This is a genomic window from Colwellia sp. BRX8-5, from assembly GCF_014077325.1.
GTDB lineage: Bacteria > Pseudomonadota > Gammaproteobacteria > Enterobacterales > Alteromonadaceae > Colwellia_A.
Genome location: NZ_JACGVR010000001.1, coordinates 285,178 through 308,082, shown reverse-complemented (window position 1 = coordinate 308,082; position 22,905 = coordinate 285,178). Strand labels below are relative to the sequence as shown.

At 38.0% G+C, this 22,905-nt stretch carries 23 protein-coding genes; 13 read left to right on the top strand and 10 right to left on the bottom strand.

Annotation, left to right across the window (positions count from 1 at the left end; genetic code table 11):
• The first annotated feature begins 101 nt into the window (after positions 1–101).
• Together H4J62_RS01295 and H4J62_RS01290 are read left to right on the top strand one after the other, a co-directional pair.
• A complete protein-coding gene (locus tag H4J62_RS01295; protein ID WP_182215342.1) occupies positions 102–812 on the top strand; it encodes a DUF445 family protein in 711 nt (236 codons plus the stop codon).
• A gap of 256 nt (positions 813–1,068) precedes the next feature.
• A complete protein-coding gene (locus H4J62_RS01290; protein WP_182172491.1) occupies positions 1,069–2,256 on the top strand; it encodes an amino acid aminotransferase in 1,188 nt (395 codons plus the stop codon).
• 121 nt (positions 2,257–2,377) lie between these two features.
• Here H4J62_RS01290 and H4J62_RS01285 read toward each other — a convergent pair whose 3' ends face one another.
• The gene (locus H4J62_RS01285) at positions 2,378–2,989 is read right to left on the bottom strand and encodes a DUF952 domain-containing protein (protein WP_182215344.1); all 612 of its coding nucleotides are present in this window, start codon (positions 2,987–2,989) and stop codon (positions 2,378–2,380) included.
• Between the two features lie 213 nt (positions 2,990–3,202).
• Between H4J62_RS01285 and glpE the strand changes: the two genes are divergently transcribed.
• Positions 3,203–3,532, top strand: coding sequence for a thiosulfate sulfurtransferase GlpE (gene glpE, locus H4J62_RS01280; RefSeq protein WP_083277969.1), 330 nt, complete (start codon positions 3,203–3,205; stop codon positions 3,530–3,532).
• A 13-nt stretch (positions 3,533–3,545) separates the two neighbouring features.
• The gene (glpG, locus tag H4J62_RS01275) at positions 3,546–4,418 is read left to right on the top strand and encodes a rhomboid family intramembrane serine protease GlpG (protein ID WP_182215345.1); all 873 of its coding nucleotides are present in this window, start codon (positions 3,546–3,548) and stop codon (positions 4,416–4,418) included.
• A gap of 61 nt (positions 4,419–4,479) precedes the next feature.
• On the opposite strand, the gene H4J62_RS01270 is transcribed toward glpG, so the two are convergent.
• The gene (locus H4J62_RS01270) at positions 4,480–4,872 is read right to left on the bottom strand and encodes a flagellar basal body-associated protein FliL (protein ID WP_182215347.1); all 393 of its coding nucleotides are present in this window, start codon (positions 4,870–4,872) and stop codon (positions 4,480–4,482) included.
• A gap of 308 nt (positions 4,873–5,180) precedes the next feature.
• Here H4J62_RS01270 and H4J62_RS01265 point away from each other — a divergent pair, with 308 nt between their 5' ends.
• The gene (locus H4J62_RS01265; protein ID WP_182215348.1) at positions 5,181–5,762 is read left to right on the top strand and encodes a chorismate lyase; all 582 of its coding nucleotides are present in this window, start codon (positions 5,181–5,183) and stop codon (positions 5,760–5,762) included.
• Positions 5,763–5,799: 37 nt separating this feature from the next.
• Positions 5,800–6,663, top strand: coding sequence for a 4-hydroxybenzoate octaprenyltransferase (ubiA, locus tag H4J62_RS01260; protein WP_182215350.1), 864 nt, complete (start codon positions 5,800–5,802; stop codon positions 6,661–6,663).
• 103 nt (positions 6,664–6,766) lie between these two features.
• On the opposite strand, the gene plsB is transcribed toward ubiA, so the two are convergent.
• Complete coding sequence (plsB, locus tag H4J62_RS01255) at positions 6,767–9,208, bottom strand: glycerol-3-phosphate 1-O-acyltransferase PlsB (protein ID WP_182215352.1); 2,442 nt, start codon at positions 9,206–9,208, stop codon at positions 6,767–6,769.
• A gap of 138 nt (positions 9,209–9,346) precedes the next feature.
• Between plsB and H4J62_RS01250 the strand changes: the two genes are divergently transcribed.
• The 3 genes from H4J62_RS01250 (at position 9,347) to H4J62_RS01240 (ending at position 11,408) form a co-directional block, all read left to right on the top strand.
• Positions 9,347–9,820: an NYN domain-containing protein gene (locus H4J62_RS01250; protein ID WP_182215396.1), complete on the top strand. Its 474-nt coding sequence runs from the start codon at positions 9,347–9,349 to the stop codon at positions 9,818–9,820.
• A 174-nt stretch (positions 9,821–9,994) separates the two neighbouring features.
• Entirely contained in the window at positions 9,995–10,993 is a 999-nt protein-coding gene (locus tag H4J62_RS01245) for a WD40 repeat domain-containing protein (RefSeq protein ID WP_182215353.1), read from the top strand.
• 31 nt (positions 10,994–11,024) lie between these two features.
• Positions 11,025–11,408 carry a hypothetical protein gene (locus H4J62_RS01240; RefSeq protein WP_182215355.1) on the top strand — a complete coding sequence of 128 codons (384 nt, stop codon included), beginning with the start codon at positions 11,025–11,027 and terminating at the stop codon, positions 11,406–11,408.
• Between the two features lie 42 nt (positions 11,409–11,450).
• Here the strand turns inward: H4J62_RS01240 and H4J62_RS20595 are convergent, their stop codons facing one another.
• On the bottom strand, positions 11,451–11,975 hold the full coding sequence (locus H4J62_RS20595; RefSeq protein ID WP_182215357.1) for a type II secretion system protein: 525 nt from the start codon (positions 11,973–11,975) through the stop codon (positions 11,451–11,453).
• Positions 11,976–12,232: 257 nt separating this feature from the next.
• Positions 12,233–13,675 (bottom strand): response regulator, encoded by a 1,443-nt coding sequence (locus tag H4J62_RS01230; RefSeq protein WP_182215358.1) that lies wholly within the window; start codon positions 13,673–13,675, stop codon positions 12,233–12,235.
• Positions 13,676–13,962: 287 nt separating this feature from the next.
• Between H4J62_RS01230 and H4J62_RS01225 the strand changes: the two genes are divergently transcribed.
• From H4J62_RS01225 to H4J62_RS01215, 3 genes are read left to right on the top strand one after another with little or no spacing between them, the layout of a single operon-like run.
• Positions 13,963–14,571, top strand: a complete 609-nt coding sequence (locus H4J62_RS01225; RefSeq protein ID WP_182215360.1) for an energy transducer TonB — start codon at positions 13,963–13,965, stop codon at positions 14,569–14,571.
• Between the two features lie 9 nt (positions 14,572–14,580).
• Entirely contained in the window at positions 14,581–15,177 is a 597-nt protein-coding gene (locus tag H4J62_RS01220; protein WP_182215361.1) for a sigma-70 family RNA polymerase sigma factor, read from the top strand.
• Positions 15,174–15,881 (top strand): energy transducer TonB, encoded by a 708-nt coding sequence (locus H4J62_RS01215; RefSeq protein ID WP_182215363.1) that lies wholly within the window; start codon positions 15,174–15,176, stop codon positions 15,879–15,881. The genes H4J62_RS01220 and H4J62_RS01215 overlap by 4 nt, the downstream gene beginning before the upstream one ends.
• Positions 15,882–16,027: 146 nt before the next feature.
• On the opposite strand, the gene H4J62_RS01210 is transcribed toward H4J62_RS01215, so the two are convergent.
• Positions 16,028–18,361: a fatty acid cis/trans isomerase gene (locus tag H4J62_RS01210; protein WP_182215365.1), complete on the bottom strand. Its 2,334-nt coding sequence runs from the start codon at positions 18,359–18,361 to the stop codon at positions 16,028–16,030.
• Positions 18,362–18,715: 354 nt separating this feature from the next.
• Here H4J62_RS01210 and H4J62_RS01205 point away from each other — a divergent pair, with 354 nt between their 5' ends.
• Positions 18,716–19,123, top strand: coding sequence for a GFA family protein (locus H4J62_RS01205; RefSeq protein WP_182215367.1), 408 nt, complete (start codon positions 18,716–18,718; stop codon positions 19,121–19,123).
• A 77-nt stretch (positions 19,124–19,200) separates the two neighbouring features.
• On the opposite strand, the gene H4J62_RS01200 is transcribed toward H4J62_RS01205, so the two are convergent.
• The 4 genes from H4J62_RS01200 to H4J62_RS01185 form a co-directional block, all read right to left on the bottom strand.
• Positions 19,201–20,259, bottom strand: a complete 1,059-nt coding sequence (locus tag H4J62_RS01200) for a WD40 repeat domain-containing protein (RefSeq protein ID WP_182215369.1) — start codon at positions 20,257–20,259, stop codon at positions 19,201–19,203.
• 13 nt (positions 20,260–20,272) lie between these two features.
• Complete coding sequence (locus tag H4J62_RS01195; RefSeq protein ID WP_182215370.1) at positions 20,273–21,016, bottom strand: S9 family peptidase; 744 nt, start codon at positions 21,014–21,016, stop codon at positions 20,273–20,275.
• A gap of 149 nt (positions 21,017–21,165) precedes the next feature.
• The gene (locus H4J62_RS01190) at positions 21,166–21,810 is read right to left on the bottom strand and encodes an NTP transferase domain-containing protein (RefSeq protein WP_182215372.1); all 645 of its coding nucleotides are present in this window, start codon (positions 21,808–21,810) and stop codon (positions 21,166–21,168) included.
• A gap of 24 nt (positions 21,811–21,834) precedes the next feature.
• Positions 21,835–22,857, bottom strand: coding sequence for an XdhC family protein (locus H4J62_RS01185; protein WP_182215373.1), 1,023 nt, complete (start codon positions 22,855–22,857; stop codon positions 21,835–21,837).
• Positions 22,858–22,905: the final 48 nt, after the last annotated feature.

Genomic DNA, 22,905 nt, shown 5'->3' with positions numbered 1-22,905 from the left:
CTTTATTGTTTACCCGCTACTATACAGTAAAAGAGTTGGCGCAAAACCATGCAATTGTTAATATAGCGCGATAGAAACCAACACTAATTTTGAGGTACTCAGTGAATAAAAGCTTTATGACTAATATTATCGCCTTGCTTGCTACTTTAGCGGGTTATTTTTTCGAGCAGTCTTTACTCTTTACCATAGGCTTATTTGCCTTGTCGGGGGCATTTACTAATTGGATTGCTATACATATGCTTTTTGAAAAAGTACCCTTTTTATATGGCTCTGGTGTTATTCCTGCGCGCTTTGAAGATTTTAAAAAAGCCATAAAAGAGCTGATGATGGAACAGTTTTTCACTGAAGAAAATATTGACCGATTTTTGTCGGGTGGTTCAGGTGGTTTAGTGTCTTTAGACTTAACACCCGTCATTGAAAAAATAGACTTGAATCCTGCTTTTGATGACTTAGTTGATGTTATTGAAAAGTCATCGTTTGGTGGCATGTTAGCGATGGTTGGTGGCAGCGAAGCATTACAGCCGTTACGAGAGCCGTTTATTGAAAAAATGAAAATCACCGTCGGTAAAATTTCACAAAGTGAAGAATTTAACAATATCCTCAAGGATGAGTTAGAGCAACCGAGTGTTATGGCGGATATGCGTGATAAAGTCAGTGAAATTATTGATCAAAGGTTAAATGAACTAACACCACAACTGGTCAAGGAAATTATCCAAGCGATGATCCGCAAACACTTAGGTTGGTTGGTTGTTTGGGGAGGTGTATTTGGTGGTATTATTGGCTTTATCGCCGCAGTTACTAATAATTTCTAAGATTTTATCAGCGATTATTTCGCAACAAACGCTGGATATAATTTGTTGCGAAACTTGTCATTACAGACAACAAGGTTATCCTTGTTATTCCTTAGTCCCTTTTGTGCTATTAGTTCCTGCAATTTTTTAGTTTAAACGCTTTAAATTTCACCTTATTGGGGCTATGCTTGCGCTTTAAACACAGGGATTTATTTCTCTTGTTGAGCGAAATCGCCCAATTAAGAACATCCCGTCATTGAATAAGGTAACCGGAGACATGTTTGGTAGCTTAAAGGCTTTGCCAGCCGATCCTATTTTAGGCTTGTTGGCTAAATATCGTGAAGATTCAAACCCACATAAAATTGATTTGGGTGTGGGCGTTTATAAAAATGAAGCAGGTCATACAGCGATTTTAGACTGTGTGAAAGCGGCGGAAAAATATCGTAACGATCACGAAGATACCAAAGTTTATATTGGTCCTACCGGCTCACCTGTATTCAATGAAGAGATGAGTAAATTAATTTTCGGTCACCATAAAGTGCTGCTTGAAAATAGAGCTCGCACGGTTTCTACTCCCGGTGGAACTGGGGCATTACGTGTTGCGGCTGAATTTATTAAGTCTTGTAAAGCTGGTGCCACTATTTGGGTGAGTAACCCAACATGGGCAAATCATACCGGTTTGTTTGAAGCCGCTGGTTTAACCGTTAAAACCTATCCGTATTACGACCACGAAAACAAAACGCTTGATTTTGATGGCATGTTAGCGGCATTAAAAGAAGTCAGCAGCGATGATGCTGTGTTGTTACATGCGTGTTGTCATAATCCCAGTGGTATGGATTTAAACAATGAGCAGTGGCAACAAGTTGTTGAAGTGGCTAAAGACATTGGTTTTTTACCCCTTATCGATATGGCATACCAAGGTTTTGGTGTTGGTTTAGACGAAGATGCCTATGGTTTGCGTTTAATGGCCGAACACGCGAAAGAAATGATTGTTTGTAGTTCATGTTCGAAAAACTTTGGTTTATACCGCGAACGTATTGGCGCTTGTACTATTATTGGCGAAACATCTGCCGCAGTTGATGTTGCACAGTCCGTATTACTTTATGTGATCCGTGTTATTTATTCTATGCCTCCAGCACATGGTGCCGCATTGGTTGAAACAATCTTAAGTTCTGATGAACTACGTACCCAGTGGCATGTAGAATTAAAAGAAATGCGAGACCGTATTAATGGTAACCGTCAACTATTGGTTGATAAGTTAGTCGAAAACGGTGTGACTCGTGACTTCAGCTTTATTACCCGTCAAATGGGGATGTTTTCATTCTTAGGTATAACCCCTGAGCAAGTGCAACAGTTACAAGATGAATATAGTATTTATATGGTCGGTTCAAGCCGTATGAGTATTGCGGGTATTGCGAATAGTAATGTTGATTACTTAGCAAAATCTATCGCGAAAGTTCTATAGGCGCTAAGATTCGTTAACAGCTTTAGAGCTTAAGAAAGAGTTAAAGCCAAAACATCTCGGTGTTTTGGCTTTATTGTTTTTGGTTAACTAGCCAATTGATAATGTGAGTAAGCGGCTATCTTTAGAGGTAAAAATTTCCATCCTCATTAAGTGATATTTTTTCAACCCGAGTGACCGCATTGATGTTTAATGGACCATATATATGAGGATATAAGCCACCGCTTGCAGGTTCCCATTTTATTTCTGGTATAACTAACTCTTTATCAACAATCAAAATAAGTGGCTGCTCTTTGTCTTTATAATATTTATTGGCAAGACGGTTTAACTGACTTTTTGGCGTCGCATGAATAAAACCTTCGCTGGTTAGCGAATCACGCGTTAGCTTACCTGCACTTAGTGCTTGTTGATATTCAGCATTTGATGAGAGTAAATAGATAGACGGATCATTTAGCCCTGCATACATGCGAATAAAAGTATTCGTTAGTATTTGTTGCTCATCTTTCTGGTAAAGGTAGTCAACACGAAATATCCCTTTAATATTGTTATTTTCAATAGCCTGACTTACAACGCTTATTTCTGCTCGAGCAGTCCAGTCAGTACCTGTTAACCATAGAGGAACATTGTCAGCAAGATGCTGATGGCCCTTTCTCTCAAAGGGATAGGTTTTTCCACGTACTAACTCTGCGTAATTATCTGAACGGAGAATTGAATTATTTGCTATTTTAAAGCCCATGGGTTTTCCTGTATTAAATTGTTGTTAGCGATAAAGCTATTAATTGTCTATGTTACCGATAAGTGCACATGCTTTAAATGGTAAACAACAAAGAATATATTTGTTGTCTTATCGCTATTACCAATCAATATGTATTTTGCTGAGTTTTGAATGGTAACGTCTAGATGTAAAATTATGCTACATTAACGGCGTAAATTTTTAGGGAAATAAAAAATGACTGAACAAACCAATTTCAAACATATGCAACTGGCCACCTTACACGAGAGTTTAACTGATAAAACTCATGTCATTGTTGATATTCGTGACGCGGCTTCTTTTCAAGCAAATCATATTCCTGGTGCTATTCATTTGAGTAATGAAAACTTTGCCGACTTCATTCGTGAAGCCGACTTAGATGCCCCCGTTGTTGTTTGCTGTTATCACGGTATTTCTAGCCAACAAGCTGCACAGTTTCTTATTAGCCAAGACTTCAGTGATGTTTATTCACTCGATGGCGGCTTTACTGATTGGCAATTACGTTTTCCACAAGATATAGAACACTAAATAGTTGAGCATAATGTCGGAATATAATTCAGCAAATGAGCTAAGTCCCTTAGTACAAGTTAAACAACATAACATTGCCTTGTTGTTTGCGAATTATTTAACCAGTTTAGATATCGATGCTAAAGTGCAAAAGGATGACAGCGACTATGTTATTTATTGTGCAAGCCATAAAATAGCTCAAGCAAAAGAAATTTTTGCTGAATTTATTGCCGACCCTTACCAAGAAAAATATCAACAAGCTGCATGGCAAAGTGGACAAGTTTCACAAGTTCAAGACAACTCTCCGTCATTAATAACAAGCTTTAAACAGCAGTTTTTGGCTCATGCCGGTGTGGTAACCTTAACTGTTTTTGCTTTGTGCTGGTTAGTTTTTATCGCGAGCTTGTTGGGTTTCGCTCGACCTACTTTTGAATTATTACATTTCTATCCTAAGTTAACGATGGAGGCCTTTTTTGATTCTCCATTACGTCTTTTAGGGCCCGCCCTGTTTCATTTTTCATGGTTACATATTGTCTTTAATACTATGTGGTGGTGGCAATTAGGTGGCAGTGTTGAACGTACTTTAGGGAAGGGGGCGTTAATTAATTTATTTTTGATCACCGCACTGCTCTCTAATCTCGGGCAGTTTATGGTTTCAGGTCCTAACTTTGGCGGCCTGTCTGGTGTGGTTTATGGCTTAGTGGGTTATGTTTGGTGGTATGGCTGGCTAGCACCTGAAAAAGGTTTAATGATCTCTAAGCCCATTATTGGCTTTTTACTGTTTTGGCTTTTACTGGGCTATGCCGATGTTTTACCGGTTAATATGGCAAATACAGCGCACTTATTAGGATTAGTAAGTGGCTGTTTGTTAGCAGCAGTCAACGTGTTATTGATGAAAAGGCATTAGGTCTTTATTAAAAAACCGTAGGTTGAGTTTTACCGACCTACGGGGATCTTTTAATATACTGTTAGTTGTCTAGCCACTGGGTAAATAATAATTTTTTAATTAGCGGCTGACCTGTTTCTTGTGTCAAAAGACTCTTCACTTTTTCTTCACATAAACGCTGGATTTCGTGGCGACCATTAATCGATTTTACTTTTGCTTCAGGTTGCTGACCAATAATAGCAATAATAGCATCGCGCAATAACGGTGCATGATGCTCAACCGTTTCATAATTTGCCGAATCTTCAATCATCAATTCAACGGTGAGACGAACATAGCCTAGTTTCTTTTTTACCGCTACATAGTTAGTGATAATAGCGGGTTCAAAACCAAAGTAAGCATAGTCCGCCGCTTTTACTGAAGATAAAGGAAAAGAGAACGACAATAATGTCGCTAATATTAATAAGGTATTTTTCATTTTGCCGCTCTATTTAACTGGAGAATTGAAAAGACTATCGACTATATTACAATGAATCATTAGCTTTTATTAGCAAATTTGTTCGCTTTATTTATTTTTATAACGCTAAGCGCTAAAACCCCCTCAAGGATAACCCGTTTGATAGGCTAACTTATTTCGTGTGGCCTATTGATGCGAGCTCGTCTACCTTTGAAATCACCACTTGAATTTGGTCGGCAAGGTGTACCAAATTACCAGCGGCATAAATTAAACAATACTGATATGATATGCAGGTTATTGTCTAATAAAATAGTTATTAATTAGTTGTTATGACCCAGTCGCATCCATTATTTCCCATTACTATCGATACAGCATGGCAGTCTCCTTTAGGAGTATCGCTTAATGAAACGCTATTAAGTTGGTTACTCGACCCAAGCTCGTTGACTGCTCGATTAAGTCAATGTTGCCAACATTTTCGTGTTGAAGTATTAGGGCAAAAAATTCAGCCTTGCACAAGAGAAGAAGCAACGGCAGACATTAATGTAGGTGAACAAGTGTTAGTGCGTGAGGTGATATTATATTGCGACAATGTGCCACAAGTCTTTGCCCGCAGCTTACTGCCTTTAAAAAGCTTAACCGGTGAAGAGCAGCAGTTAGCACACTTAGGTAACCAATCGTTAGGACAGGTGCTGTTTAGCAAAAAAGAGTTAACCCGTAAATGCATTGAAATCTCGTCTTTTTCTCCAATCTCTACCGTATCAGCATTAGCACAACATCTTAAATTACCAGTTAAAACCGAGCTCTGGGGACGCCGTTCAACGTTTATGCTGCATGATAAACCTTTATTAGTTGCTGAAATATTTTTACCGAATGCCTTCGCTTATCAAACTAATCAAACTGATCAATTATGATAAATAAAAAAGAAATAAAAAATCTTCAGGAAAATACATGACAAATTCTTTTGCAGATAAGTGGCAAGGCATTGTAAAAATTACTCGCGCCGACAAGCCGATCGGTACCTACTTACTATTATGGCCAACATATTGGGCATTATGGATAGCCGGCGATGGTTTTCCACCCTTACATTGGCTAGCTGTATTTACCTTAGGTGTTTTTGTTATGCGCAGCGCAGGTTGTGTTATTAATGACTGGGCAGATCGTAAAGTAGACGGACAAGTAAAACGTACCCAGCATAGGCCATTAGTTACTGGCATATTAACGCCAAACGATGCGTTATCGTTATTTGGTTTGTTGATTGGCATCGCGCTCGGCTTAGTTTTAACCTTAAGTTGGTTCACCATTCAATTGTCAGTGGTTGCGGTGTTACTGGCAGCAAGTTACCCTTTTATGAAACGTTATACCCAGTTACCCCAAGTGGTATTAGGTGCAGCGTTTAGCTGGGGGATGATTATGGCGTTTGCCGAAGGTATGGGTGAAATCCCCACAGTTGCTTGGCTACTTTTTAGCGCTAACTTATTATGGACGGTAGCTTACGATACTATGTATGCGATGGTTGACCGCGACGACGATTTAAAAATTGGCATAAAATCAACGGCCATTCTATTTGGTCGCCATGACAAACGTATTATTCTATTTCTTCAACTGGCTACACTAGCTTTGTTAATGAGCGTGGGTGAAATGCTCGCATTTGGTTGGCCTTATCAACTGAGTCTTGTTATTGCGGCCGGATTTTTTTGTTATCAACAAATTTTAATTGTCGATAGAGAGCGTGATAAATGCTTTCAAGCTTTTTTGAATAATCATTTTGTAGGTTTAGTGATTTTTATTGGCATATCAATAGAGTACCTCTAGTTACTACGGGTCCGATAATCATGAGATCCAACATTATGCTTGTGGTGCGTCATCCTGATAATCGTTCAGGATGACGATGTAGCCCGTTTTATTCGTGCAAGAGTTAACGAATAATACTCTGTAAAACTTCAATATCTATCAGTTGAGTGACCGACGACTTCAACAAACCTAAAGTACTGCTGTCAACGAGCTGGTCGTTTTCATCTTTATTAATATAGCCTTGCTCAATCATGGCTTTAATTAAAATTCCCTGGGCTTTTTTATCAATAAACTCAGGAGCATTAATATCATTTAATACCGATAAGCGCTTAGCAATAGCAACAACTTTGTCTTCAAGGTCATTTTTACTAATGGGTGATAAACGATGTGTTAATGAACAGATAATGGTAAAACGTTGTACGGTTTCATTAATACATTCGCCGATTAAGCGAATATTACTGGTCTGTTCAACGTCATTTACCACGCTTAAAAAGCCACTTTTACTTTTTCGAATAAGACCTTCGGCCATTAAAAATTTTATTATTTGCTCTGTTTGTTCCACAACATCACTTTCGCTTTGCCATAAAAATAAATCAATTTTCACTAAACTGATGATCCGTTGCACCTGTTCTAATAAAGTGTCGATATCTATTTTGCTATGGCGTTCCAATATCCGGCAAATGAGCGCAGGTAATATATAGCTATGTAAAATATTATTACGGTAATAACGCATTTCTAAAATGGCTGTTTCAGATAATGAAATAATGTCGCCGTAACTGTCTTGATTTACGGTGACTTTATTAAGAGAGATAACCTCTTCAAGCAGTTGCTGGCCATCTTCACAGGGGATGGTCAACTGCTGACTATAAGGCGCATTGCGCTGTAAGTTTAAAAATAAATCAAGCTGGCTTATTAATTCTGTTTTAGCGAGTGCTTTATTATTACAAGCATGCAGAATAAGTGCGACTAAAGCCGTACCATTAATGGCGGCGCTTTTATTGATATGCGTCATTACTTGATCAGCCAGAATATTAACACTTGGTGTCAACCATGTTGGCTTTTGTGGATCAATAGGGTCGATATCGTCTTTCCAGCTAGGGACCTGTTTATTTAAGAACTGGTTAATATTGATAGGTTCACCAAAATTCACGTAACCTTTTCCATAATTTCGTAAATTTTTAATCGCTTTAATAACACCAAAGATAGATTCATTTTTCTTCTGGCTACCACTTAATTCTTTATGATAGGTGCCGACTTCCATAACATGCTCGTAACCTAAATAAACTGGCACTAAGGTTAATGGACGATCAATGCCACGAAGCAAGCTTTGTATCGTCATGGCAAGCATACCTGTTTTAGGGGGTAGTAAACGGCCAGTTCTACTGCGCCCGCCTTCAGAATAATATTTTACTGAGTAGCCACGTTCAAATAATAAGCCTAAATACTCGCGAAAAATGGTGGAATATAAGCGATTGCCTTTAAAGCTACGACGAATAAAAAACGCACCGGCTTTGCGGAAGATAGGGCCTGCTGGCCAAAAATTTAAATTAATACCAGCGGCTATTCTAGGAGTCACTAAGCCTTCTTGGAAAATGACATAGGTAAGTAGTAAATAGTCCATGTGGCTTCGGTGACAAGGCACATAAATAATTTCATGGCCTTCTTGAGCTAGATCTCGCAGCACTTTTGCATTATTGATGTTTATACCGCTGTATAAGCGACTCCACAGCCAAGTTAAAATACGTGCGCCCAAGCGAACCATAGAGTCACGGTAATCACCGGCAATTTCATCCATGATGGCGAGGGCTTGTTTTTTCACTTGCTCTTCACTAATCGCTTTGCTTTTGGCTTCGTCGCTGATTAAGCGTTTTATCGATGGATTAGCAAGCAGTGTCGCAAACATTTGTTGACGGTGCATTAACCTTGGGCCCGTTACTGCAATCGTTTGGCGGTAAAAGTGAAAACGAGCAATACGCATTAATTTTTGTGCACTTGCTTGCGTAGTACCATGCCTGTCTGCCATAAGACGAAAAGAAATCGCTTCACTAAATCGGACAATAGAATTACGCCCTAAAAATAATACAATGAAAAACTTACGTAACCACGAAGGTGATTCTTGATCCGCTAAAACAGTCCCTATATTGGCATTATTATGTTCTTTGGTTGGTGTTCTGCCCCAAATAACATGAGCAGGTATGAGCTGAGCATCTAATTTTTCGTCGATGCTGTGCTGCTTTAATAATTCGAAGCCTTGGGTAATCGCTTCGGTATGACCTGCTTTTCGCCAACGAAAAAGCGGTGTAGGTTTTTCTAAGCACAATAAACGTGAAAAACTTTGCCCATTAACAGTTACCAGGCTTAGTGGATCGGGTAATTTTAAAGTTTTACAGGCCTTTCGTAGGGCAAGTAGATCACTGGCAGATTGATGACGAATAACATAAAACTGTGGCTGTTCAAGTTTTACTTCTTCTGACTCTAAATAGTTGTCAGGAACAATTTTACTGCGAACAAGCAATTTTATCGGGAAACGTAATAAGAAATAGAATAATGAACGTATGGCTGACATCGAATTTTCTCTGAATTATTATACTTTTAGACATGTTTTTAATAGTAGCTTTATTGTAGCATGTTGCCTATGGTTTTTGGTAATGGTGGCCATCACCAACATCCTTCCTTTATCATCGAGTAATAAATGACAAGCCAACTGAACAAAATAGCTATATTTGTAGATGTACAAAATATTTACTATACCACCCGTGATAGCTTTCAAAGGCAGTTTAACTACCGAAAGTTTTGGCAACAAATTAGTGAGCAGGGCGATATTGTTATCGCCAATGCCTATGCAATTCAACGCAGTGACGATGCTCAACATAAATTTCAAAAAGCGTTAAAACATATTGGATTTGATGTAAAGCTTAAACCGTTTATTCAACGTCGAGATGGCTCTGCCAAAGGTGACTGGGACGTCGGTATTACCATTGATGTCATGGAAAGTGCCGGCGATGTTGATATCGTTATATTATTATCTGGCGATGGCGACTTTGATTTACTACTTCGCAAAGTTAAAGAGCGTTATGGAGTAACTACACATGTTTATGGTGTATCAGCTTTAACCGCTAACTCATTAATTAACGCGGCGGATGATTATTTTCCGATTGATGACTGGTTACTAATGTAACTTTGCTTGTCGAAATAACAGTCAGCCTCTGGTCGCCAATGATTAATGGCCATATCTTAATGATTGCTAATGTTGCCATATACCCTTGATCGCCAGTGAACAAAAATCATCCGCTTTTTATTAAATATGTGCGATAGTAGCTGTATCATACAGATGAAATAAAATGATTAGGCAATGAAAATTTTGATATTACTGATGCTTTCTTTACTTGCATCAGCCTGTGGTCAACAAGACGTCTATAATTCTGCAGCGGTTAGCAAAAGCAGTTACAGTAAATCAGCGATAGCAACCACAGCACTTTCAGATGATGGTAAGTTAACGGTGGTTATTAATGGTAATGGCGTCTGTCTTTGGCAAAACAGTCAGCAATCAATATTACCTAAATGCCTTCCAGCGGATCATGCACAACATATTGAAATCGCTTATATCAGTAATAACAATCAGTTCTTATATCTTTCTAATCGTGTGTCTGTAAAGCAATATACTCTTGATAATCTTGAAATAGTCGGTGAGTGGCAAGTCGCAGATAATATAATTAATGATATGTCAGTATCTAAAAATGGTCAGTTACTGTTATTAGGATATCGTAGTGGTAAAGCCAGTATTATTGATACCAAAGCGAATAAGGTCACTACTTTTCAAAAACATCGTTTAGATATAAACGCGGTGAGTCTGTCTGAAAACGGTCAAATTGCTTTTACCGGCTCAAGCGATAAAGTGGCCCAGTTATGGAATACTTCAACGGGTAAAACCCTGTTTGAATTTAGTCATGCCAGTCGCGTTAATCATGTTGATATCAGTAGCGACGGTTTGGTTGGCTTTAGCATTGACGCGGTTAAAGATCGTAAGTTTTGGAACCTAAAAACAGGCCAAATCATTGCTGAATTAGATACTTATTTAAAATTTATGGAAGTGAATGACTCTGTTTTTTCTGCCGACAAACAACTATTTTTAACTGGCTCACCCAGGCAAGTATTACAGTTATGGCGAGTGGCTGATGGCGCATTACTTGCCCAGTGGCAATCAGTCATGGAAAATGGCCGAGCATCGGTATTAAGTGTCGCAATGAATGACGGGGATAGCGAAACTATCAAAGATGCTAAAACGATCAAGTTTATTAATGCCAGTAATAGTGATGGCGTTTTAGAGCTGTGGCATTTTCCTGTTTATTAATTTTATAACCTTTTAGGTTAGAGGTACTACTTTGTATAAGCAAATTCCAACAACATCTTTTGATCTGTTACCACTGCCTATTATGGTTGTTGAGCTTAATAAAGAAGCGCTAAATCATACTATTGTTTATTTAAATCAAGAGTTTATTAATATTGTTGGTTGGGACTTAACCGATATACCGGATAAAAATCACTGGTGGCAAAAAGCCTATCCAGATCCCCATTATCAGAAGGTCGTTGAAAGCTTATGGGAACTGAGTATGGAATCAATAGATGCTGAAAAAGATAGCTTTGTTGCGGTGACAGTGAATATTCAGACCAAGAGCCATGGCGTTAAGCGATTTAAAGTTTATACCGAATTGAAAAGCGCGCTAATGGACGGTTATTATGTGGTCGCATTTGAAGAAATTAATTAATCAAATGCATAAGTGAATTATTGAGTCTACTGATTGCCTAAATTAGCAACCGTCAGCAATAATATCGTACGCCGGACCTATTGCTGCAGATTGCGCTTGGGTATATCTAAAATAGCAATTATCGTCACTGACTTTATTGTTGCCATTGACATCGTAACCAATAAAGACGAAGTTTGCGCCTTGCTCTTCGAAAACCTTGCCCCCCGAGAGCTTAAACTCCTCAGAAACATCAATCTGCTTGTAAATTTCATGATTATCAATGTAAGAGTGCAACAGCCTTAAATCAACGCCATTAAGATCAATAACGCCATTACGGTCTATATCTATATCAATTAAATCCGCGCGGCTAGGAACTGGAAATGTAGAATAGCTTGGCATCTTCGATTTTAAAAAGATTAAATTATTAGCGGCTTTTACGCTGACACTAAACTGGGTTAAAACGGCTATTTTTGCGTCTTTTGATATGCTGATAAATTTAGGTAATGCGGCGGCAGATAATATGCCCAATATCACGATGACAACGACCAGTTCAATTAAAGTAAAACCTTTATTACGACTACGACTCATCGACTGCACACACATAAATTATATTTTGTTGTTTAACGTTACTTGCATAAACGTTAAGTGGTATTAAAGAGTTTTTATTTTAACAACATAGCAACATAAAATAAACTATTTTATGTTGCTATATTGTTAAAAATGTTGTCATCAAAATATGGTGATACCGTTATAGTAAAATCAGAGTGGGTTGTCGTTGTTCGTTGATAATAAATAGTAAAATAATCAATTTATTACTTTACTAGCAAGAAGATTAACCAATAAAGCTAATGATATATTTCACCTAAATAAAATGTCTTTTTGGGAATTTTAAAAAAATGTACGTCGCCACTATTTTCATGATGAACCCCTATAGAACCATCGTATTCATTGATAATTTTTTGGCAAAGTAATTGATTTAAAATAGGTGTTTGTATTAGACCTTCAGGGGACTTTTCTATTCCTACAGATGTCAGCGGAGTGGTTTTATCTAAAGGTGAGGCGTCTTCTACTTCAAAAACAATATCCTCATTTTTTGTATAAAGTCGAATTTTAAGTTCACCACCGTTTTGTGACCGCATCACGGCATCATGAGTCAATTGATTGATAACTTGACCAATCTTCTCTGGAACACATAAGTTTTTAATATCGTCATCAATCGATTTTTTGACGATAATATTACGTAATTTATCCCTGCTTGATTCAAGGTATAGTTGTGTTGCTATCATTGATTGCAACGAAGATGACTTTAAAGCAGAGCTTTGCATATAGTTAGAAATGGCAAAATAATTTAAAAAACTGTCAAAAGTACGGGTTAATTTTTCTTTGGATAACTGGCTAAGTTCTTTAAAATTTTGGTATTGTGCCTTACTGACTTTTCCCTCTAATAAACAATCGTTCACCGTTGTTAACACGTAAATAGGGTCAGAAATTTCCTTAGTCATATTATTAATGATTTTTTTATAGTCGTTGAGAGTACATTGATCTTTATTCATTTTATGCGCATTAAAGATCAGTCTTCTAAGCGTTAAGATAAAGAGTTCATTATCGATAGGCTTAATAAAAACATTATCAGCACCATTGGCTAAAAATTTAATCGCACCATTTCTATTACCGGTTAAACCAATAAAAATAAAAGATCGATCCACAAAAGTTTCCTTTATTTCTTGCATTAATTCACAGCCATTTTTAGAGGGCATTTCATAATCAAGAATCAGAATATTAATTGTGGGTGTTAATCTTAAACGCTCTATTACTTGCTCGCTATTAAGCTCAGTGTCGTTATGAATAAACTCACTACTCAAAATATTGGCAACAATACGGCTATCAACTCTTGAGTCATCCACAACCAGTGCGTGTTGAAAACGATAAATATCGTGTTGTCTAATGAAACCGTAAATAAGAGAGCTTAATTCGCTATCATTTTCATTGACCACCATATCAATGTAATGTGCTTTAGCGGTTCTTTCCATTTCAAAATTAAGAAAACGGGTTATCAATAAAGTGGGTACATTTTGTTTTAATTTAAGTCTGCTAATACTTTCTTCATCAATTTTTTCAATATAAAGAATGAGATAATCAGTGTGTGTTATAGCAACTTTTAGAGGTTGGGTTAGGTCATCAGCTATGAATGATTCGACATGTCCTAAATTTTCGCCCTGTAATACGGGGAGCAAACTTTTAGAGACCTGATCGGGTAGGTTTACTAGGAAAATATTTGAATTCATCATAACTGCTCCTTGTCTTAAATAAAGCGCTTTGGTAGATAAAAGAACAATAAGCGCTCATTAACTATACTCTTTATTTCTATTTTTAACAGTAGCTAATGTCATATTTATGGAACCAACCAACCTCATTTTACAATATAGTTAATGATGAGCAATCACCAGGTTATTTATAAATATCCCTTTAGTTAAAAATAATTTAACCCCTTATACTTTTTCCAAACGTTTTACCTGTATAAGTCGCAATTTTAGCGCTTATAACTGTTTTTTGTTTGTTAAATAAAGGAATTACTATGGCTAAATTATTATCTTATATCAGCTTGGCAGTTATTATTACTTTTAGTTTATTTGCTTTTATGGCGTATTTAATCAGTAGCGACAGTGTAAATATTACCAAGCCATTAACCGATGTTATTGTTGAAGTGGCACAATTACCTGAAGATTCAAAAGTTATTGAAATCGATAAGGTAAAGCTTGAACCACCAGCACCACCAGAGCCTATGCCAAGAAATGTTGTGACGATTGATGTTGCAAGTGACACGCACAATTTATCCTACCAATCAGCTCCAATCTCAATGACGGGAGGGAGTACTGGCTTTAAGCAATACCAAGGGATGAATAATAATGAGGCTCGCCCCATCGTGCGTGTTAATCCTAAATACCCAATAGAAGCCATGAGAAAAGGAACTGAAGGCTGGGTGCAATTAGCTTTTGATATTAATGAAGTCGGTAAAGTTGTTAATATCTCAGTGATTGACGCTCAGCCAAAACGTATTTTTGATAAAGCGGCTAGACATGCTTTAAGAAAATGGAAATATCAGGCAAAATCGGTTGATGGAGCTGCGGTCTATCAAAAGGGTCGTACCGTACAATTAGATTTTTCTATGGACCAACAAAGTTAGGATGCGCCTTTGAAGTTACCTTCTATGGTTAAGGGTTGGTTTAATCCAACTATCAGCCCTGAAATATTAATAACGCGTTATATTGCCACCAGCAAAGATAAATATTTTACTTTGCTGGTGAAGCAATTTAATCAGCCAATTTATCATTATCTATTGAGCCAGTCTGATAAAGAAACCGCTGAAGATATTATTCAGTCGATGTGGTTAAAGGTGATGAACATTAAAGCGAGCCATCCAGCACACAGTAATGTTAAAAGTTGGTTGTTTACCATTGCTAGAAATACCTTAATTGATGAATTAAGAAGGCAAAATCGTTGGCAAACACAATCCCTTGATGAGCAGGGGGCGGCCACAGATATACAACTATTGTCGCAGACCAATAATCACTCACTAGAGCAACAATTCGAGTATATCGATAGATTAGCCCTTTTTAATCGAGCGATTACCTTATTGCCTTTTTACCAGCGAGAAGCTTTTATTTTTCAACAAGAAGGTTTTTCACTTGAACAAATTGCCGAATTAACCGGTGAAAGCTTTGAAACGATTAAAAGCCGTTTGCGTTATGCCAGAACTTATATTAAAAATTTATTGGAAGATAAATCATGAAACACCCATCCTGTGATGAAGAGATCGCCTCACTTTATCAACAAAGAAAGCAACAAGTCATCGCACCAGAAATTCATTTGTCAGCTTTGCAAAAAAGTAAAAAATCGCGATATACGCTGATGCAGTTATTGAGCCTATTATTTTTAGGAGCTGTGGCTTCATTTAGTATTTTAGCCGTGATAAGTCATTTTTCTAAGCAAGCGAACCTCCAAACAGCGCCAAAATCGCCAACAAAGCTAAGTGTTGTTGAATATCAGGAAATAACCCCAGAAGATAAATTTATTGCGGTTGTTATACCGCCATTAGCACCCAAACAACCCTATGTTGTTCCTGCTCAGTCTGAGAATGAAGTTGCTCTTGGAGCGAATAATCGACCGGAGACGTTAATTGTTTCACTGCCTATTGATGTTGTCACTGTTTCAGTGACCGCCGATATTAAACCACCCACGTTATCTTTGGTGCCACTCTATCAAGAGCAACCAAAATATTCGGTTGACGCAATTAGAGCCCAACAATCAGGTACCGTAAAGCTGTCTTATAGTATTTCGCCACAAGGTGAAGTTTTAAATATTAGCACTGTCGAGTCGAGTGTTAATCGCGAGCTTAATATCTCTGCTAGAAAAGCGTTATCAAAATGGCGTTATCGTCGAGGAATATACAGTGAAGAGGGCTATGAAATTATTTTTGATTTCACGCTGAAATAAATAAATAATTTATTTAAATTAATTTGAACTTATCAGACAATAGGGGCTCTTATTATACGAGAGTTTATTTCCCTTAGTGTTTATGTTTTTATAAAGCGTTTCTTGGTTTCAAGAAACGCCTTTTTTTTGCCTTTTTTTCAGTGCTATTACTTATTTTCCAAACGATTGTAATCTAATAAACCAAACTCAATACCTTGATCATTGTTTAGTTGCTGATGTAGTTTGTCGGAAAACGTCCAAAAGTCTGTATTGGTACGTCTGACCGCATAACGACTTTTCAAATTAAAGTAATCATCTTTTGTTTTCATATTTTCTATAGCAACAATAAATTCAGCCACTTCTTGCTGACTAATATTAAAAAACGCTTTCGGGTAAGTCCCTATGGCGCCTCTGGCTACGGTGAGCGTATCTTCTGCTTGTAGCCGACGCTTTTTCTCAGCAAACAAATGCGCTACATTACTATGGGCAGAATTTCTCAACAGGGTAAATACCTGACTTGTGTTGCTATCATTTACGACAACAAAGCTGACTTCTGGTAGTAAAGAAACACTTTCACCAGTTAAATTTTCCAGGCGTTTGAATTTATAGTCATTAATTGACGACGTTAATTGATGACTATTATTGTGTGTTGTTGCGGTATGCTCTTTGAGCAGTTGGTATAACTCTGCTTGGGGTTGGTCAGTTTGGTATTCAATCCCCGAATCGGGCAACTCAGCGAAGTTAGCTAAAAAATTATAGTCATTAACATCCGAACTTGTCTCGCGATACCATAGGTCGTGGGTCTCTTTTCGAACTTTCTGGGGCAATAACATTAAAAAAGCTGATTCACCCTCCATACGTAAAAAGTCCATATATAAACGGGTTTTTAATTGATGACCAACATCGCCATAAACATCAAATCCAGCAACTAATAAGTAATGAATGCGCTCAAGTAGTGGGTAACCAATCACCCAGGCAGACTTGGGTGGCTTGCCAACAAAACCTTTAACCACTGAAGCACTGTCAAAATGCCGGAAAATAGTCAGTGCAGCGTTAGGATTATTTTCACCACTCCAAATTAAATCAAGGTCAATATTGCCAGCTCGCAGATCAAGGCTTTCAATAAAGGCTTTTTTCGCTGCGACATATTCTTTTTGTCGACTGGCATATTCGCGCCAATCTAGAATCGATAATACGCTGCTGCTGGTTGCTGCTGGAAATTGTAAGAGTTTGCTGTGTTCAACTAAAAACTTGTTAATACCAAACATATCAATATTCTCTGGGTTCTCAAAAGCCACCCAGAATTGATCTTCAATAACATTCAGGGCAATTTGACCTCGGCAAACCGGTCCTTTAATGAAATTCATAATTGAAAATTGCGCTTCATCAAGCAAAAAACGATAACGAGATTCAAGAGGCAATGCCTGAAAGGTAATAAAAGGGTTTGATGCATATTTTAGTTTATAGCCAGGGAGTTTCTCTACCGTGTAATCGGGGCTAAAAAACAGCGCTTTATAGCGAGTAAGTTTCGCTAAATCAAAACGGTAAGGCATATGACGTTTTGCTAAAACGGTGGCTTGTTTTTTCTGTAAACGGTAATAAACGCGCTCAACGTTAGGGTCTTCAAATGGGCGACGAGTGGTAATAATTTGCACCGCTTGTGTGGGTGGTGTTTTTGAACGAACGATATTAAAAAAGCTTTGCTGGCTAGCGTCAAAATATAAATTGGCTAAATATAAGTGTTCGTAAAGATATCGGCCAACGAGCTGTTCTTTTTTAGAGTCGCCATTTAAAAAAGTCTCCCATTTTTCAACCATAACAAGCTCAGTCGCACTTGGTGCAGTAGGCGCAGGCATTTTTGCACCTTCAGCTAACCATAGCGTTAACTGTTGGTATTCATCATCAGGTAAATTAGGTAAAGCGTAAGGCATGCCACCTAAAGGGTTATTTTCTTGATAATGTTTGAATTCATCTATGGTGGGGCATTCTTGCTGGCGGTTTAGACTAACATCAAATGCTTTCGATAAAATCACCTCGTCAGGTAAGGGATTATTACGCTTTAGCTGTAGCATTTGATACATCAAGCTGCTGGCTAAGTTGGCTTGTGGTGATTGCTGGCGTTCATTTAAAACAGGATAAAACTCTTCATTACGCCATTGGTCAATTGTTTTAGGATTACCTTGGATATTAGTTACCGGGATCGCTTGTAAACGGGCACCATCATAAACAACAGTTTTATTGGCGCCTCGTTCAATACCGGCAATAGATTCCATTTTTAATTGGCAAGGTGCATCGTAACAGCCATGACAAACAATACAGCGATTTTCTAAAATTGGTCGCACTTGATTATGAAACAGCTCGCTTTGTTGTGGCGTTATAGCCGTAACATTGCTGCGATGAATTGGGTTTGAAAAGCCGTAACGGTCATCAAGCTCAACATAAGTGATCGTTGCACAACCTGAAATAAAGATGAAAAGTAGTAATAATTTAAAAAAACGCATTAAAATCCTAAAGCATAAAACGTGCAGGCAATCGCTGCTTAAGCTAACAATTTTAATATAAATAGCCGATAAGGTTAAGTGCTTTTTTATTAGGGCATTTTTATGCATTAACAAAGCACGATGAATAATGCGCTATTTGTAGCCGTGTTATTTATGAGGAGGTGAACCCTATCTGTGGTTTATATCGGTAATAATAATCAGATAATTACTGGGTTTGGGATAAAGCGGCCCATTTATCTATATTGCTTGTTTTTTAGATGATAATAATCACAACTTATTGATAGAATCTATAACGATTGCCAAGACTCAAGGCGAATGTAGTGTCTTATAAAAACAAACCAAAGGGTGGATTATATGTATTTAGGTCAGTGCTTGTGTGGCACGATAAACCTTAAAATTAGTGGGGCAATAAGTGATATCATTCACTGTCATTGTTCATTATGTCGAAAGAATAGCGGGACGGCTTTTGCTACCAACGGTTTTATTAATACCGCTGATTTTGAGATCACTTCAGGTGAAGCGTTTTTAACAACCTTTGCCTTCAAGCCTGGTAGAAACCGTCACTTTTGCTCAAAATGTGGTTCGCCTGTTTTTAGTTCAAATGAGCAAGACCCAACAAGGCTGAGACTTCGTTTAGGTATAGTTGATTCTGATATTTCAGAAAGACCTATTTCGCATAACTTTGCTACCTCAAAAGCAAACTGGGAAGATCTTGATGAAAACCTTCCAAGATACGATGCTTTTGAACCTAGCCGAAAATAATCTCTATTTTGAAGGTTAAGTCCATCGCTAAATCATAATTGTGCAGTGTGATAAAATTTTCATATCACACTGCCTTCTCAATAATAACGTTTTAGCAATGATGTTGTATCCCAAATCACAACTTTTCCATCCGCGCCTGAACTGATCAACACTTTACTGTCAGACGATAGATTTACATTACTAACATCGTTTTTATGGCCATTAAGTCTTTGTATTACATTCCCTGTTTTAACATCCCAAATTCGAACGGTAATGTCATTTTCATCAGTCTCGTATGCCCATTGATATTGAAGAAATTCACTGAACATGCCTTTGTCGCGACCACCGCTTACTAAAAAGGAGTCATCATGACTAAATATTAAGTCGTAGATAGAATATGAATCGTCTTCTAATGTATTGAGTACTTGCCAATTAGTGGTATCCCATATTTTTATCGTATAGTCATCGCCGCCGGAAGCTAGAAGCTTACCGTTGTGACTAAAGGCTAAATCTAAAACCGCTTGGTTATGTTCTTTTAATGCTCTTACATGCTCACCAGTGAACGCATTCCACACATTAATAATGTTATCTTCGCCACCGGTTAACAGAGATTTACTATCAGGAGTGAAGGCCACGCCCCATACATCGCCTTCGTGTGCAGATAAGGTTTTTGATTCACCAGACGTTAAGTTCCAAAGACGGGCGGTATCGTCAGCGCTTACACTGGCTAAGCTTTTTCCATCGGGGCTGAAGGCTAATTTAACGACCATGCCCTGATGACCAGAAAATGTATTAAGTAACGCTCCGCTGGAAACTTGCCAAATTCTTACGTTATTATCATAGCTGCCAGTAGCGAGGATTTTGCCGTCATGACTAAATTTAACGCTAGGCACTCCTTCTGGGTGTTTAAGCGATTGTAATACTTTGCCGGTATATCTATGCCAAATTTCAACGTTAGGTCCTGAACTTCCTGTGGCAATAAGTTCGTTATTTGGGTGTAAATCAGTTTTACAAATACTGTTTTTATGAACAACGCACTTGGTGTATTCTTTAACGCTTTGACTCGTTAAATCTTTAGCTGTGGTGTTGTTACTGCATCCAACTATCAGTGTTATTCCAACGATAAATATCGTTATTTTTTTTAAAGTTGTTGTCATAATTATTCTTAAGCTATTTCACTAAATTACTATCTAACCAACTCACCATATAACTGGCTAGTTGCGTATCACTGTCAAGTAAAGGGTAACCATGTGCAGACCCTTTATAAGCAATAAATTTACTATTCATGCTTTCAGACGCCGTAAATAATTTTTGCGCACTAAGGTAAGTGCCGGTATCCATTTCTGAAGCGATGATCAGAGTAGGTTTGTCCGCTAGCATCTTTTTATAGCGCGTAATGTTTTCATCAGGCTGACCTGATGAGAAAAAACCAATGAGATTTACAGGATTATTTTCTGCTAAAATAATGGCTTGAGAGCCACCACAACTTGCGCCAACTACACCGACTATACCTTTGTCTGACATTTTACTTTTCAAATGGTCATAAGCGAGTTGAACATCACTAGGCCAATGTTTAGACACCTTTTGCCAAGCGGCACTTCGTGATTCTCTTGGTAATGCTTGAACCTTTTGAACACTAAATTCATCGTTAGCACTGTCACCAAAGCCTCTGAAATCTAAACTCAAGGCATGAATGCCCTTGTCTGATAATTGCTGGCCGATGTCGTTATACATGGTTCTATTGTAATTACATTGGTGCAATAACAATACCGCGCGATCACTGGTTTTATTACTCGGGTAATAACTCGCTTTTAATTCAAAGCCTTGGTCGGTGGTTAACGTAAGGTCAGTTGCCTGACTTGATGCGGTAACTGCAAATAACGCGGCAGACATTATTTTTATAAAAGTGTTCATAAATTTTCCTGTTGTTTTGGCTGGCCCGTTAATTAATCGGTTTACTCTAAACTAACCAATAGATGAGTTTATTAAAACAGCAAAGCGTTAAATTGTCGAAAAATTAGGCTTATATAATGTAATAGGTTGTGTTTTAAATATTAGAACGTTTATGTATTGCTATACCAATCAGCCAAATCTTGCTGGGTATCGATATCTTTTTCGGTATGAGGAAGGTTTACTGTTTGAAGGTTTTCTTTATTAGTATATAAAACGGACTTAGCGCCTTTATCACCCTTTAAGAGCATTAAGTCGGTAAAATAAACTGAGGGGAAAATAGCTGGTGGCATGAATTCTTGCCCTGCTTTTGCACAAACTAACGTGTTTGGTAACGCTAAAGACTGTTTTATTAATGCGATATAGTCATCTGCAGTTAAAGCAACTTGATCAGCCAATGCTATCAAAATATGGCTGATGCTACTTTCATCATCCTGTGCATCATTTAGCATGTGTTCAACAGACTGTGCAATGGTATGACCTAAGCCTAAATGTGCCGCTTCGCAATAATATAAGAGGTCGGGGTCGTCTAATAATTCGCTTATTTGTTGATGATAACGCCCTGTCGCGACACCAATATTTTTGTTACTGATATTCAGTGTCTTAAGTGCTAAAAACAGTTGTTGTAAAGCATGTTCGAGTAAAGTTATTGACGTTTCTTGTCGCTGTACTTTTGCGAGTACCTTAATACCGTTAAAGCGTTCACTTTTACCTGCCGCCAGTAGCACTATTTTCAAGTTATAATCGGGGCGTTTCATGGTGTTATTGTTCGATGGCGACGACTAAAGTACATGGCTAATCGACTGAGCACTTTTGTTAAATAAGCTGGCATGGCACTCGGCAAGTATCGATAAGGCTATGCTCTCAGGCAAGGTTCCACCGATTTCAAGACCCGCAGGGCCGGCGAATGTAAACGATAAAGATTGCTCGACAACTTCAGCCTGAGTAATAACTTGCTGTTTTCTATTGTTTGGACCAAGCAAAGCTAAATATTGAATATTGGTGTTAGCTAAAGCTTTTAGAGCCTGTGCATCAATCGAGACATTATGGCTCATCAATATGGCGGCGTTAACATCTTTTTCTGCAGCAAAGGTGGTCAGTACTTCGGCTTCGCCTTTTATAATATGGCTAACATTTGAAAAATATTCTTTTCGAGCATTGGCGGGACGTGGATCCCACAACGATACTTTCCAACCTAACTGTTCAGCCATATTGACCAGCGGACGTGCGTCAATACCTCCGCCAACAACAAGCAGATGAGGTTCGGGTACAATCGGGGTTGCTAACCAGTTTGTTTTGTCATCGTTATTTAAGGGGGAGGGAATTAATGTCGCTGTTGCCGCTATATTCGTGACTTTTTTCGCTTCGAAATAAGCTTGCGCATCATTGCCTTGCTCGACAATACTTTGATAAAGGTAGCCAGAAATACGATGCTTAAGTGCGTCGTAAACTTGCGCCAATGATAAATAGTCATTAGCGGCATGGACTTGCTGCAACATTATATAAATCGTGCCGCCACAACCAATACCCAGATGAAAAGATAAATCATCTTCGTCAGTTCCATCATAGCAAACCAACATTGACTTGTTTGTTTGCATAACTTTTCTGGCATTAACACCGATATCTGACTCTAAACAGCCACCACTTAGCATACCTAATTGATCACCTTGGCTACTAAATAACATCATAGCTCCGGGTTTTCTGTAACACGGGCCTTCGGTCTGGTAAATAGTAGCAAGTACCCAATCAGCGTTATCTCGATGCGGGTACCATTGCGCTAATAAGTGCGATAAATGATTGCTCATAGGAAAAAGTCCTTGCTGAGCAATACGTGTTGTTGCTCGAAATTGCTA